The organism is Streptomyces sp. NPDC049627 (assembly GCF_044465645.1).
Lineage (GTDB): Bacteria > Actinomycetota > Actinomycetes > Streptomycetales > Streptomycetaceae > Streptomyces.
Genome location: NZ_JBITLW010000005.1, coordinates 35,005 through 47,337, shown reverse-complemented (window position 1 = coordinate 47,337; position 12,333 = coordinate 35,005). Strand labels below are relative to the sequence as shown.

11 protein-coding genes are annotated in these 12,333 nt (G+C 72.4%); 3 read left to right on the top strand and 8 right to left on the bottom strand.

Features of this window, described 5'->3' with window-relative positions; genetic code table 11:
- Nucleotides 1-98 precede the first annotated feature (98 nt).
- On the bottom strand, nucleotides 99-1,004 hold the full coding sequence (locus ACIBU0_RS14665) for a TIGR01777 family oxidoreductase (RefSeq protein WP_398817036.1): 906 nt from the start codon (nucleotides 1,002-1,004) through the stop codon (nucleotides 99-101).
- Nucleotides 1,005-1,089: 85 nt separating this feature from the next.
- Here ACIBU0_RS14665 and ACIBU0_RS14660 point away from each other — a divergent pair, with 85 nt between their 5' ends.
- Nucleotides 1,090-1,590 carry a GNAT family N-acetyltransferase gene (locus tag ACIBU0_RS14660; protein ID WP_398817033.1) on the top strand — a complete coding sequence of 167 codons (501 nt, stop codon included), beginning with the start codon at nucleotides 1,090-1,092 and terminating at the stop codon, nucleotides 1,588-1,590.
- Nucleotides 1,591-1,626: 36 nt separating this feature from the next.
- Here the strand turns inward: ACIBU0_RS14660 and ACIBU0_RS14655 are convergent, their stop codons facing one another.
- The gene (locus ACIBU0_RS14655; protein ID WP_398817030.1) at nucleotides 1,627-2,811 is read right to left on the bottom strand and encodes a MarP family serine protease; all 1,185 of its coding nucleotides are present in this window, start codon (nucleotides 2,809-2,811) and stop codon (nucleotides 1,627-1,629) included.
- Nucleotides 2,812-4,033: 1,222 nt separating this feature from the next.
- Between ACIBU0_RS14655 and ACIBU0_RS14650 the strand changes: the two genes are divergently transcribed.
- On the top strand, nucleotides 4,034-4,777 hold the full coding sequence (locus ACIBU0_RS14650) for a peptidoglycan recognition protein (RefSeq protein WP_398818262.1): 744 nt from the start codon (nucleotides 4,034-4,036) through the stop codon (nucleotides 4,775-4,777).
- A 4-nt stretch (nucleotides 4,778-4,781) separates the two neighbouring features.
- On the opposite strand, the gene ACIBU0_RS14645 is transcribed toward ACIBU0_RS14650, so the two are convergent.
- A complete protein-coding gene (locus ACIBU0_RS14645; protein ID WP_398817027.1) occupies nucleotides 4,782-5,909 on the bottom strand; it encodes a lipid II:glycine glycyltransferase FemX in 1,128 nt (375 codons plus the stop codon).
- A 197-nt stretch (nucleotides 5,910-6,106) separates the two neighbouring features.
- Between ACIBU0_RS14645 and ACIBU0_RS14640 the strand changes: the two genes are divergently transcribed.
- Nucleotides 6,107-6,319 (top strand): hypothetical protein, encoded by a 213-nt coding sequence (locus ACIBU0_RS14640; protein ID WP_398817024.1) that lies wholly within the window; start codon nucleotides 6,107-6,109, stop codon nucleotides 6,317-6,319.
- A 12-nt stretch (nucleotides 6,320-6,331) separates the two neighbouring features.
- On the opposite strand, the gene ACIBU0_RS14635 is transcribed toward ACIBU0_RS14640, so the two are convergent.
- The 5 genes from ACIBU0_RS14635 to ACIBU0_RS14615 form a co-directional block, all read right to left on the bottom strand.
- A complete protein-coding gene (locus tag ACIBU0_RS14635; protein WP_398818259.1) occupies nucleotides 6,332-6,850 on the bottom strand; it encodes a DUF4240 domain-containing protein in 519 nt (172 codons plus the stop codon).
- Nucleotides 6,851-6,970: 120 nt separating this feature from the next.
- Nucleotides 6,971-7,945 carry a helix-turn-helix transcriptional regulator gene (locus ACIBU0_RS14630; RefSeq protein ID WP_398817021.1) on the bottom strand — a complete coding sequence of 325 codons (975 nt, stop codon included), beginning with the start codon at nucleotides 7,943-7,945 and terminating at the stop codon, nucleotides 6,971-6,973.
- Between the two features lie 59 nt (nucleotides 7,946-8,004).
- On the bottom strand, nucleotides 8,005-10,707 hold the full coding sequence (gene aceE, locus ACIBU0_RS14625) for a pyruvate dehydrogenase (acetyl-transferring), homodimeric type (protein ID WP_398817018.1): 2,703 nt from the start codon (nucleotides 10,705-10,707) through the stop codon (nucleotides 8,005-8,007).
- A 300-nt stretch (nucleotides 10,708-11,007) separates the two neighbouring features.
- Nucleotides 11,008-11,469 (bottom strand): hypothetical protein, encoded by a 462-nt coding sequence (locus tag ACIBU0_RS14620; protein WP_398817015.1) that lies wholly within the window; start codon nucleotides 11,467-11,469, stop codon nucleotides 11,008-11,010.
- Between the two features lie 132 nt (nucleotides 11,470-11,601).
- Nucleotides 11,602-11,733, bottom strand: coding sequence for a hypothetical protein (locus ACIBU0_RS14615; RefSeq protein ID WP_398817012.1), 132 nt, complete (start codon nucleotides 11,731-11,733; stop codon nucleotides 11,602-11,604).
- Nucleotides 11,734-12,333: the final 600 nt, after the last annotated feature.

The following is a 12,333-nucleotide window of genomic DNA, read 5'->3' as shown; positions in this document are numbered from 1 at the left end:
TCGGTCAGGAACAGTCGCGCATCGACAGAGCACGGTCGCACGGTGGTCGCATACGGACACCGTGCGGGGCCTTCCTTTACCTCGCTCCGGCCCGCCCTTTACCCGGCGGCCGCCCGGATCGCCGCCTCGATCTCCGGGAACGCGAAGGTGAACCCCGACTCCAGCAACCGCGTGGGCAGGACCCGTTGGCTGCCGAGCACGTCCCCGGCCATCTCGCCGAGCACCGTCCGCAGCACCGGCGCGGGAACCGTGAAGAGCGTCGGCCGGTGCAGCACGCGCCCCATGACCTCGGTGATCTCACGGTTCGTCAGCGGCTGCGGCGCGGTCACGTTGAACGGCCCCGAGAGACCGTCGGTGTCGATCAGATGCCGGATCGCCGCCACCTCGTCGTGCAGCGAGACGAACGACCAGTACTGCCGCCCGTCCCCCATCCGCCCGCCGAGCCCGGCCTTGAACAGCGGGAACAGCCGCCCCCAGGCCCCGCCGTCGCGGGCCACCACCAGCCCCGTACGCGGGAACACCGTCCGCACGCCCGCCTCCTGTGCGGGTGCCGCTGCCCTCTCCCACTCCACCACCAGCGACGGCAGGAAGCCCTCCCCGGGCGGCGCGCTCTCGTCGACGGCCCGCTCGCCGGTCTCGCCGTAGTAGCCGATCGCGCTGCCGTTGACGAAGACCCCTGGCCGCTGCTCCGGCTCCAGCGAGGCCATCGCCTCCGCGAGCGCCGCCGTGCCCAGCACCCGGCCGCTGCGGAGCCTCGCCTTGTACGCCTCCGTCCAGCGGCGCGACCCCACGTTCGCCCCGGCCAGATTGACCACCGCGCGGCACCCGGCGAGCCCCGCCGCGTCCACGGAACCGCCTTCCGGGTCCCATCGCACCTCGTCCCGGGACCTGGGCGTACGGCGCACCAGCCGCACCACGTCGTGCCCGTCGGCCACCAGGGACCGGACGAGGGCACTGCCGATGAGACCCGAGGAGCCGGCAACGGCGATCCTTGAATGTTCCATAACCGCATCCTGCCTTCGACCACATAAAGCCCACGTCGACAAAACCCCCGTTGGTTTTCCGCGCCGGGGTCTTAGGGTGACGCTCATGCCCCTGCGCCACCAGTCGCCGTACATACGCGTCGCCCTGCCGGACGACGAGGAGGAACTGTCCCTCCTCGACCGCAGCACGTGGTCGACCCTGCACGCGGTCTCGCCGCAGCCGCGGCCGCCCTACCCGCCGTTCTTCGACGAGCGCCATGCCCCCGGGGACCACCTGGTCGCCGAACTCGACCGCCGGATCGTCGGCTACGTCCGCCTCGGCTTTCCCACTCCGCTCGCTTCCAACGCGCACGTGCGGCAGATCCAGGGTCTCGCCGTCGCCGACGAGGCGCGGGGCCGGGGTGTCGGGCGGGCGCTGATCCGGGCGGCGGTCGAGGAGGCCCGGCGCAGGGGCGCCCGCCGGCTCACGCTGCGCGTCCTCGGCCACAACACGGCGGCCCGCAAGCTGTACGAGTCCGAGGGGTTCGTGGTGGAGGGAGTGCAGCCCGAGGAGTTCTTCCTGGGCGGGGAGTATGTGGACGACGTCCTCATGGGACGCAGCCTGTGACATGGCCCCCGACGTCCCGTCAACGGCCGCCCGCCGTCACGATGTGACGAGATCCCCCGTGTCCACCTGCGCCGTCGCCGCCGCCGCGCGCTCGGCGTCGGAGGCGACCTCGGCCGCGGTCAGGACATAGCCGGTCTCGTCGTCGGAGGTGGAGCGGGCGAAGACGACGCCGAACACCTTGCCGTCGGTGGTCAGCAGCGGACCGCCGGAGTTGCCGGGGCGGACGGTGGAGCGGATCGAGTAGATCTCGCGGGTGACCGTCTCGTCGTTGTAGATGTTCTGGCCCGTCGCCCGCACCCGGTTGGCGACCGTCGCCGCCTGGAGGTTCAGGTCGCCGTCCTCCGGGTAGCCCGCCACGACCGCCGAGTCGCCGCGCGTGGCGCCGTCGTCGAACCGCAGGACGGGGGCGCGCAGCTCGGGCACGTACAGCACGGCCACGTCCCGCTGCGGGTCGAAGAGCACCACCCGCGACTCGTACGACCGCCCGACGCCGCCGACCCGCACGCCGGGCTCGTCGATGCCGGCCACCACATGGGCGTTGGTCATCACGTGCTGCGGGGCGTAGACGAAGCCGCTGCCCTCGCGGCCCTGGGTGCCGGAGACGCCCTCGATCTTGACGGTGCTGAGCTTGGCGGCGTTCGTCGCGGCCGCGGTGACGCTGTCGCCGGTGGGCTTGGCGACCTCGGCCGTCGACTCGTTCTCGAACGGGTTGAAGACCTGCGGGAAACCGGCCTCGGTGAGTGCGGAGGTGGCCCGTGAGAACCAGGCGGGTGTGGTGTCCGGCATCGCGTCCTGAACCGTCCCGAGCAGCCGGGAGTCCCGGATCGCGGACGAGAGCAGCGGGGAGGAGGACGCGGCCAGGACACTCGCCGCCACCCACGACACGATCAGTACGGCCACCGAGTTGGCCACGGCCCCGCCGAGTCCGTCGGCCACCCTGAGCGGCCCGCGGTCCAGCTCCCTGCGCAGCCGCAGCGCCAGCCGCCCCGCCAGCTCGTGCACCACCACCGCCGGGGCCAGCACCGTGAGCACCGCGGTCACGGTCGCCTGCGTCGTACCCGGCGTGACCAGGTCCATCATCCACGGCAGGATCCATACGCCGATCACCGCGCCGCCCACGAATCCGGCGAGCGAGACGCAGCCGGCCACCAGCCCGCGACGGTAGCCGGACGCCGCGTAGGCCAGGATCACCAGCAACAGCAGGATGTCGAGCAGGTCCACGGAGCCGCCTTTCTCTCGGACCCCTTAGTACGCGCGGGAGGCGCCTGTTGATCAGCACACGCACGCCCGCCACCGTGAACCGGCCACGCTGCGTACACCTGGAGAAACGCCCCGGACCCGGACGATGGTTCCACCGGGTGGCACACCACACATCGCGGGCGCGGCGGATCCGTCGGACAGTAGGACCATGCGTGCCTTCCGACGGGTCACCCGACGGGTCTTCCGGAGAACACGGGGGAGACGAAGACCACGTGCCGTACACATACCGTGGGCTGCGCGAATACGGGGGGTGGCGCAGGCGGGGCCGGAGGCTGCCGGTGCAGGCGGGGCCTGGCGGGTGGGGGACCCTGGGCAAGGAGAGTCGGTCGGAGTGGAGCAGCCGGCCGACGGCGAGCGTCCGGACGGGCGGGAGCGACGGGCCGCGCCTGGGCTCGGCACGTCGCGGGAGGTCCATCCCCCGCCCGGGGCGGGGCGGGTGGGGGAGGCTGTGCGTGGGGCCGGCGGGGAGCCGGGTGAGGGGGCTGCGGGTGGAGTTGCTCGCGGGCCTGATGCGGCGGTCGTGCGTGGAGAGTCGGTGGGGGTGGAGCAGTCGGCGGACGGCGAGCGTCCGGATGGGCTGGAGCGGCGGGCGGTGCCTGGGCTCGGCACGTCGCGGGAGTTCCATCCCCCGCCCGGGGGCGAGCGGGTGCGGGAGGCTGTGCGTGGCGCCGGCGGGGAGCCGGGTGAGGGGGCTGCGGGTGGAGTTGCTCGCGGGCCTGATGCGTCGGTCGGGGTGGAGCAGCCGGCCGTCGGCGAGCGTCCGGATGGGCCCGAGCTGGGGGCCGCGCCTGGGCTCGGTACCTCGCGGGAGGCCCCACCCCCGCAGCGGCCGCGCGGCGCCGAGCAGGGCCAGGCTGAGCGGCGGGCGGGGTCCGGGCGGCGGTCCCGAGTCCGGCCGCAGTCCCGAGCCTGGCGGCGTCTGCGAGCCGGGCGGTCGTCCCGGACTCAGCCGCACTCCTCTCCCGGTCGGCGCCTCCGAACGTTGCCGCAGCTCTCCGCGGGCCCGCGGTCCCGAGCCGGGGTGCGTGCCCTTGCGGGTCGGCGCTCGCGCACCGGGCCGCAGCCGCGCCCAGGTGGGTCCTCCGGCATCGGCCGCCCCTTCCGTTTCCTCCGGCGGCTGCGAACCCGCCTTCAGCCCCCCACCGGACCCACCGGCGCCGGACGACCCGTTCCGCCCGCCCTCCTGCCGCTTCTCGCCTGTCTCCCCGGGCTCGCCGCCGTGCTCGCGCTGGTGCTGTGCGCGAGTGGGGTGGAGGGTACGGATGCGGTCGGCGGGCGGGGTGTGGTGGCGCGGCCCGCCGGGGGGCATCAGGCGCCGCGGCCGGCCATCGTGCCGCGGGAGGTCTGGCTGGACGGCGGAACGCGGCAGGGGCAGCCGCCCCCGCGGTACGACGACCGGGTCGTCGCCGTCTTCGTCCATCACACCGACTCGCCCAACGGGTACGACTGCGCCGACGTGCCCCGCATCATCCGCTACCTGTACGCGGGCCAGACCGGCTCACGGGACTGGGACGACATCGGCTACAACTTCCTCGTCGACCGTTGCGGCACGATCTACGAGGGCCGCGCGGGCGGGGTCGACCGTGCCGTCACCGGCGCCCACACCCAGGGCTTCAACCACCGCACGACCGGCATCGCCGCCCTGGGCACCTTCCCGGCCGGCGTCACCGTGCCGAAGGCGATGACCGAGGCGATCGCCGCGCTGGCCGCCTGGAAGCTGGGGCTCTCCGACACCGACCCGCGCGCGAAGGTCCGCCTGACCTCCAGCAACAGCCTCAGCCGCTACGCCTCCGGCACCACCGCCCTGCTCCCCGCCCTCGCCGGCCACAACGACGCCTACATGACCAGCTGCCCCGGCGCCGCCCTCACCGCCCGTCTGCCCGAGATCAGACAGCTGGCGGCACGCCTGCAGGGCAGAATTCCCTAGCAGTTCACCTGCGTCCGAGATAGACCCCCAGCGCCCGGTGCAGCACCTTGCCCTGGGCGCCCACCGGCAGCTCCCACTCCCCGAGGTACTCCACGGCCCGGCCACCCGTCCCCGTCTTGAAGCCGAGCCGTCCGAGCAGCCGGTCCTGGGTGAGGGAGGGGGTGATGGAGCGCAGGTCGTACGTCTCCGCGCCCGCCGCCCGCGCGTCGCACAGCATGCGCCAGAGCAGTGCGCTGCTGGGCCGCAGCTGCCGCCCCCGGCGGCCGGACGCGGCGTACGAGTGCCAGACGCGGGAGCCGACGTTGATCATCAGGGCCGCGGAGAGCACCTCGCCGTCGTACTCGGCGAGATAGAGGCGCAGCCGGTCGTCGTCCTCCGCGTTGAGGGCCTGCCACATGCGCCGGAAGTAGGCGAACGGGCGGGCCTTGAAGCCGTCGTGGGCGGCGGTCGCGGTGTACAGGCGGTAGAACTCGGGCAGGTCGGCGGCCGACCCCCAGGCGACACGGACGCCCGCCGCCTCGGCCGTACGCAGGGCCTGTTCCCAGTGCGGGGCGAGGGCGCCGCGCAGATCGTCCACCGAGCGTCCCGCCAACGGGATCTCACAGCCGTAGCGCGGCTGGCCGAGGCCGAAACCGCTCCCGTCGTCCTCCGCGCACGGCCGCCACCCGAGCCGTCGCAGCCGCTCCGCGGCATCGAGGGCGTAGCCGTCGATGCCGGCCGGAGGCAGGTCGTGCAGATGCCGTACGTCGGGGTCGGCGATGCCCGCCGCCACGGTGGCCGCGTCCCAGTGCCGTACGACGAGGGGCGGGCCGATCCGCACCGAGAACGCCCCGATCCGCTTCAGGTGGGCGACGAGCGGGTCCAGCCACCGCTCCAGGCGCGGCGTCCGCCAGTCGATCGCGGGCCCGTCGGGGAGGTAGGCGAGATAGCGCCGGGTCCCGGGCAGCGGCCGGTACAGGACCAGCGCCGTCGCGATCATCTCCTCGCCGTCGAACCAGCCGACGCTCTCCGGCAGCCAGTCGGGCTTCACATCGCCCCACTCGGGGATCTGGAGATGGCTCGCGTCGGGGTTCCGCCGCAAGTGGGCGAGATGTTCCGCGCGCGGTATCTCCCGCACGAACAGGCTGGTCATGGGCAGGGTGCTCCGGGTCGGGGGCGCCACCGTAAGCCGGGGATCACCGGGCCGGTCAAGAGGTCACGGGCGAACGCTCGTCGACGGAGATCCGAACAGCTCGCGCGGACACTCACAGGCTTCTCGCAGCCGGCTCACCGATCATCCCGAGACGGCCTTCCTATCGTCATGTGCACGCACTGACGGAGGTGGGGATCATGAGCAGCGACCACAGCGGCGGTAACGGCGACGGCAGCAAGCGTGTCCGGACGGTGGTCTGCGCGGTCGCGACCGTCGTCCTGGGGCCGGCCGCCGTCACGGCGTCCGCGCTCGACCAGGCCAACAAGGCCCCGATGTACCACGGGGTGCGCGCCGACCAGCCGCAGGCGTACCTCCCGTCGGAGCCGGGCCGCAGGCGGGCCGTGGCCTGAACAACTGCGGGCTCACTCCTTGAACCGCTCCCACAGCCTCGGCAGGCGCTCCGCCAGCACCCGCGCGTTCTCGAAGTCGACCGGGGCGCCCGCCGGTTCCGGGGGCGCGGACGCGATGCCGAGATCGGGGGCGACGGTGCCGGTGAGCTGTTCATAGGCCTCGTCGGCCGCATAGCCCAGCTCCTCGCCGTCGCCGTCGAACTCCTCGTCGAAGTCGTCCAGCAGGTCGGCGAGCGAGTCGGGCTCGTGCACACCGCCCTCGTACACCTCGCGGCCCTGGCCGATCAGCCAGCAGCGGAAGAAGTCGAACGCGTCGTCGCTGGCCCCGTCCAGCAGGATCCAGGCCGCGGCCCACAGGTCCCAGGTGTACGCGCGGTTGTAGCGGGCCTCGAAGTGACGGGCGAAGTCCAGGACCATGTCCGGGTCCAGCGCCAGGAGCCGCTCCACCAGCAGGTCGGCCTGCTCCTCGGGGTCGCCCTCGGCGGCCTCCCGGGTTGCGTCGATCAGCTCCCAGAACTCCGTCTCGTCCATCACGGGTCAAGCATCGGCCCTGGAGGGGTGGGGCGCACGTGGAGTGGGGCGGATTGTTATAGGGGGCCGCGTGGTGTCGTACGGGCAGGCGCGGGGCGGGTGGCACGCCGTACGTGGCTCTCATGAGCGGTACAGACCCGCCAGCCGTATCGCGTCGCTCGCGAAACGGGCCCGCAGCGCCTCCGGCGCCAGCACCTCGGCCTCCGGCCCGAGCGCCGTGAGCTGCGTGTGCGCGACCTCCTCGGACTCCACCGGCAGGGTCACCGTCACCCGCCCCTCGTCGTCCGCCTCGTCCGCCGCGGCCAGCGCCTCGCGCGCGGCGAGCGGATCGACGGCGTGCGGCAGCCTGCGCACACCGTCCGCGGTGAGCCGTACGACGACCTGCGCCCGCCAGATCGACCGGGCGAACCGCTCGGCCTGCGTGGCCCAGAAACCCGGCAGATCGAACTCCTCGTCCCGGTCGAAGGTGTCCTCCGAGGCGGCGACCGCGGTGAACCGGTCGATGCGGTACGTCCGGAAGGAACCCGCGTCCGCGACCCGGGCGCACAGGTACCAGATGCCCGCCTTCAGCACGAGCCCGTACGGTTCGAGCTCCCGCTCGACCTCGTGCTCCCCGCGCCGGTAGCGGGCGGTCAACCGCCGGTCGTCCCACACCGCCTGGGCGACGTCCGGCAGCAGCCCGGGCGTCTTCGGCTCCCGGAACCAGTTCGGCGCGTCCAGATGGAACCGCTGGGCGGCCGTGCGCGGGGCGTCGCGCAGCGAGGGCAGCAGCGCGGCCGACACCTTCAGCCGGGCCGCGGAGGCGGCGTCCTCCAGCCCCATCTCGCGCAGGGCCCCCGGCACCCCGGACAGGAACAGCGCCTCGGCCTCGCTGCGCGCCAGGCCGGTCAGCCGCGTCCGGTACCCGCCGATCAGCCGGTAGCCCCCGGCCCGTCCCCGGTCGGCGTACACCGGCACCCCCGCCTCCGACAGCGCCTGTGCGTCCCGTGTCACGGTCCGCTCCGACACCTCCAGCTCCCGCGCCAGCTCGGCGGCGGTCATGGAGGGCCGGGACTGGAGCAGCAGCACCATCTTGATCAGTCGGGCGGCACGCATGCGCACATCATGCAGGAGGCCCCCGCCGAAGCGGGGGCCTCCTGTCGTGCACCGGCGTCCTACAGGCCGTACTTCTCCCGGGCCTCCTTGACCGCCGTGGCCTTCACCTCGCCGCGCCCCGCGAGCTGGGCCAGGGCAGCGACGACGATCGACTCGGCGTCGACGCCGAAGTGGCGGCGGGCCGCCTCGCGGGTGTCGGACAGGCCGAAGCCGTCGGCGCCCAGCGACGAGTAGTCCTGCTCGACCCACTGTGCGATCTGGTCCGGGACCTGGCGCATGTAGTCGGAGACCGCCAGCACCGGGCCCTCGGCGCCCTGGAGCGCCTGGCGGACGTACGGGACCCGCTCCTCGCCGCGCAGCAGCGCCGCGTCGGCCTCCAGCGCGTCACGCCGCAGCTCGGTCCACGAGGTGGCCGACCAGACGTCCGCCGCCACACCCCACTCCTCGGTGAGCAGCTTCTGCGCCTGAAGCACCCAGTGGATCGCCGTACCGGAGCCGAGCAGCTGGATCCGCGGGGCGTTGGCCACCGGGGACAGCCCCGCCGACTCGGCCGTGTTGAAGCGGTACAGGCCCTTGACGATGCCCTCGTCGATGCCGAGGCCGGACGGCTTGGCCGGCTGCGGCAGCGGCTCGTTGTAGACGGTGAGGTAGTAGAAGACGTTCGGGTCCTCACCCGGGGCCGCCTCGCCGTACATGCGGCGCAGACCGTCCTTGACGATGGTGGCGACCTCGTACGCGAACGCCGGGTCGTACGTCAGCGCCGCCGGGTTCGTCGCCGCGATGACGGGGGAGTGGCCGTCGGCGTGCTGCAGGCCCTCGCCCGTCAGCGTCGTACGGCCCGCCGTCGCACCGACCAGGAAGCCGCGGCCGAGCTGGTCGCCGAGCTGCCACATCTGGTCGGCCGTGCGCTGCCAGCCGAACATCGAGTAGAAGATGTAGAACGGGATCATCGCCTCGCCGTGCGTCGCGTACGACGTCGAAGCGGCGATGAAGTCGGCCATCGAACCGGCCTCGGTGATCCCCTCGTTGAGGATCTGGCCGTTCTTGGCCTCCTTGTAGTACATCAGCTGGTCGCGGTCGACCGGCTCGTACGTCTGGCCCTTCGGCGAGTAGATCCCGAGGGAGGGGAAAAGGCTCTCCATGCCGAAGGTGCGCGCCTCGTCCGGGACGATCGGCACCCAGCGCTTGCCCGTCTCCTTGTCGCGGACCAGGTCCTTGATGAGGCGGACGAAGGCCATGGTGGTGGCCACGTTCTGGGAGCCCGAGCCCTTGTCGAAGGACGCGAACGCCTTCTCGGCGGGGGCGGGGAGTGGCGCCACCGGGTGCACGCGGCGGGCCGGGGCCGGGCCGCCGAGGGCCGCGCGGCGCTCCTGGAGGTAGCGGACCTCGGGGGAGTCGGCGCCGGGGTGGCCGTAGGGGACGACGCCGTCGACGAAGTCGCTGTCCTTGATCGGCAGCTCCAGCAGGTCGCGCATCGCCTTGAACTCGTCCACCGAGAGCTTCTTCATCTGGTGGTTGGCGTTCTTCGAGGCGAAGCCCTCACCGAGGGTGAAGCCCTTGACCGTCTGGGCCAGGATCACGGTCGGCGCGCCCTTGAACTCGACGGCGGCCTTGTAGGCGGCGTACACCTTGCGCGCCTCGTGACCACCGCGCGAGAGGTGGAAGCACTCCAGGATCTTGTCGTCGCTCAGCAGCTTCGCCATCTCGACGAGCGCCGGGTCCTTGCCGAAGAAGTCCTGGCGGATGTAGGCGGCGTCGCGGGTCTGGTACGTCTGCACCTGCGCGTCGGGTACCTCGCGCAGGCGGCGTACGAGCGCGCCGGTGGTGTCGAGCTGGAACAGCTCGTCCCACGCCGTGCCCCACAGGGTCTTGATCACGTTCCAGCCGGCGCCGCGGAACTGGGCCTCCAGCTCCTGCACGATCTTGAAGTTGGCGCGGACCGGGCCGTCGAGGCGCTGCAGGTTGCAGTTGATGACGAAGGTGAGGTTGTCGAGACCCTCACGGGACGCCAGCGCGAGGGCGGCGGTCGACTCCGGCTCGTCCATCTCGCCGTCGCCGAGGAAGGCCCAGACGTGGGAGGCGGAGACGTCCTTGATGCCGCGGTTGGTGAGGTAGCGGTTGAAGCGCGCCTGGTAGATGGCGGAGAGGGGGCCGAGGCCCATGCTCACCGTCGGGAACTCCCACAGCCAGGGCAGACGGCGCGGGTGCGGGTACGACGGGAGGCCGTTGCCGCCGGCCTCCTGACGGAAGTTGTCGAGGTGCGCCTCGTTCAGGCGGCCGTCGAGGAAGGCGCGGGCGTAGATGCCGGGGGAGGCGTGGCCCTGGATGTAGAGCTGGTCGCCCGAGCCGTCGGCCTCCTTGCCCTTGAAGAAGTGGTTGAAGCCGGTCTCGTACAGCCATGCCGCGGAGGCGAAGGTGGCGATGTGGCCGCCGACGCCGTGTTTGGCACCGCGGGTCACCATCGCGGCCGCGTTCCAGCGGTTCCACGCGGTGATACGGCGCTCCATCGCCTCGTCACCGGGCACGCCCGGCTCGGCGGCGGTGGGGATGGTGTTGACGTAGTCCGTCTCGAGGAGCTTGGGCAGCGCGATACCGGTGCCCTCCGCGCGCTCCAGTGTGCGGCGCATCAGGTACGCGGCACGGTGCGGGCCGGCCGCCTTGGCGACCGCGTCCAGCGAGGCCTGCCATTCGGCGGTCTCCTCGGGGTCGCGGTCCGGGAGCTGGTCGAGCTCGCTCGGCTGGATGGCGTTGGGGTCGGTCATGTCGCCGCCTTCCTCAGTCGAAGGGGGTTCCCTCATCGGTAAGGGTTCGGGGGTGCCCTTGGTCTTTGGCAGGACAGGGCTGGGGCCTCGGTGGAGGCCCGTCGGCGACTGTAACCCCCTGATCGATGATCGATCAAAGGTTGGAAGCGGAAAAAGTCCCCGGAGCGGGAAATTGGCATCCGGTGCCGGGTCGGCAGGCACGCGGTGCCGCGTTTTGCCTGCTCACCTGAGTTATGGGCGGCTAGCTTGGGCGGCTGGCGGGGGCCGGGAAGCGCGGAATTTGCCGGTGCGTGGGTGTGCTCAGCCCGTTGCCGTCTGCTGGGGCGCCTCACTCTCGGTGCGTTCGTGCTCGGTGCGTTCCTGCTCCATCCGTGCGTGTTCCTGCCGGTGCCGTGCGGACTGCTCGCGGGTGATCACCTCGGTGGCGGCGCCGACGGCGACCGCGACCGGCCAGGCCATGGCTCCGGCGACGGTCATGCCGCCGAGGAGACCGTAGAAGGCCAGCCTGCGGGGGGAGGGGAGCAGGGACGTGGCCGTCGCCGTGGCCGTGCGGGCGTTGGAGAACATGTCGCCCGGTGTCACGTAGGGGATCGGAACGCGGGGGTGCGCGGTGTGCAGCTGTACCACCCGTCCGCCGTGTTGCTCCTCCGCCGGTGCCTGCCGGTCCTCGGGAGTTCCGATGGCCTCCTCGGCCTGGGGCGTGGCCTGAGGTGGGGGCGGTGGCGGCTGTATGTGCTGGGTCTGTGCGTCTGGGGAAGTCATCTCCGTCCTCCCCTGCTGGAAAGCATCAGTGGGTCCTTCCAGCCGCCTTCCATCGCTGCGCGCGACTAAACCCGACCTGAAACGGCAATTCGCCCAGGTCGGTTGAGCGGTCGCGTCAGTTCCACGTCCGCGTCAGGCGCGGGCGGCTGCCGGGCCCCTGCTCGCGGCGAACGCCTTCCACAGCTGGACGGCGAGGCGCATCAGGACGGCTTCGAGCAGAGCGATCGCCACGTTGCTCAGGACCGCGGTGAGGATGTGCGGCATGATCGGCCGCCTTTCGTGCGGGTTGCGCTGCGTACGGCTCCTTTGTCCACGCCGATGCCGTCCGACAGGCTGCACCCGGGTGTCCTGCGGGTGAACTTTCCGCAGCCCATCGACGGCACCCGCAGCCAGGGCGGGCCCTGGACTCCGGGCGCGGGACCGGACCGGCGACGCCGTCGAGGCCATGGCGGCCAGGGGCAGGGCGGCACAGGCCCGGCAACGCCCAGGACAGGCGTGATCAGGCTGCGGGGTCAGTGGTGGCTCGGGGATCCCGGCGCTGGAAGGTGGCCACGAGGCGGTCAGGGGTGGGGCGGCATGGGTGTGGCAAGGCTGAGGACTGGCGTGGTCAGGCTGTGGGGGCGGTGGTCTCGCTCAGCGCGGCGGTGTCGGGGTTGGGGGGGGCTGGGCGAGTTCCCGGCTCGGGTTACTTGCTTTCGTGGCGTGGTGCGCAGCCGAGGACGTGGGCCTTGACGGGCTTGGTGATGCGGGGATTGTGGCGCTGGATGGTGGCCACGAGGCGGTCAGGGGTGGGGCGGCATGGGTGTGGCAAGGCTGAGGACTGGCGTGGTCAGGCTGTGGGGGCGGTGGTCTCGCTCAGCGCGG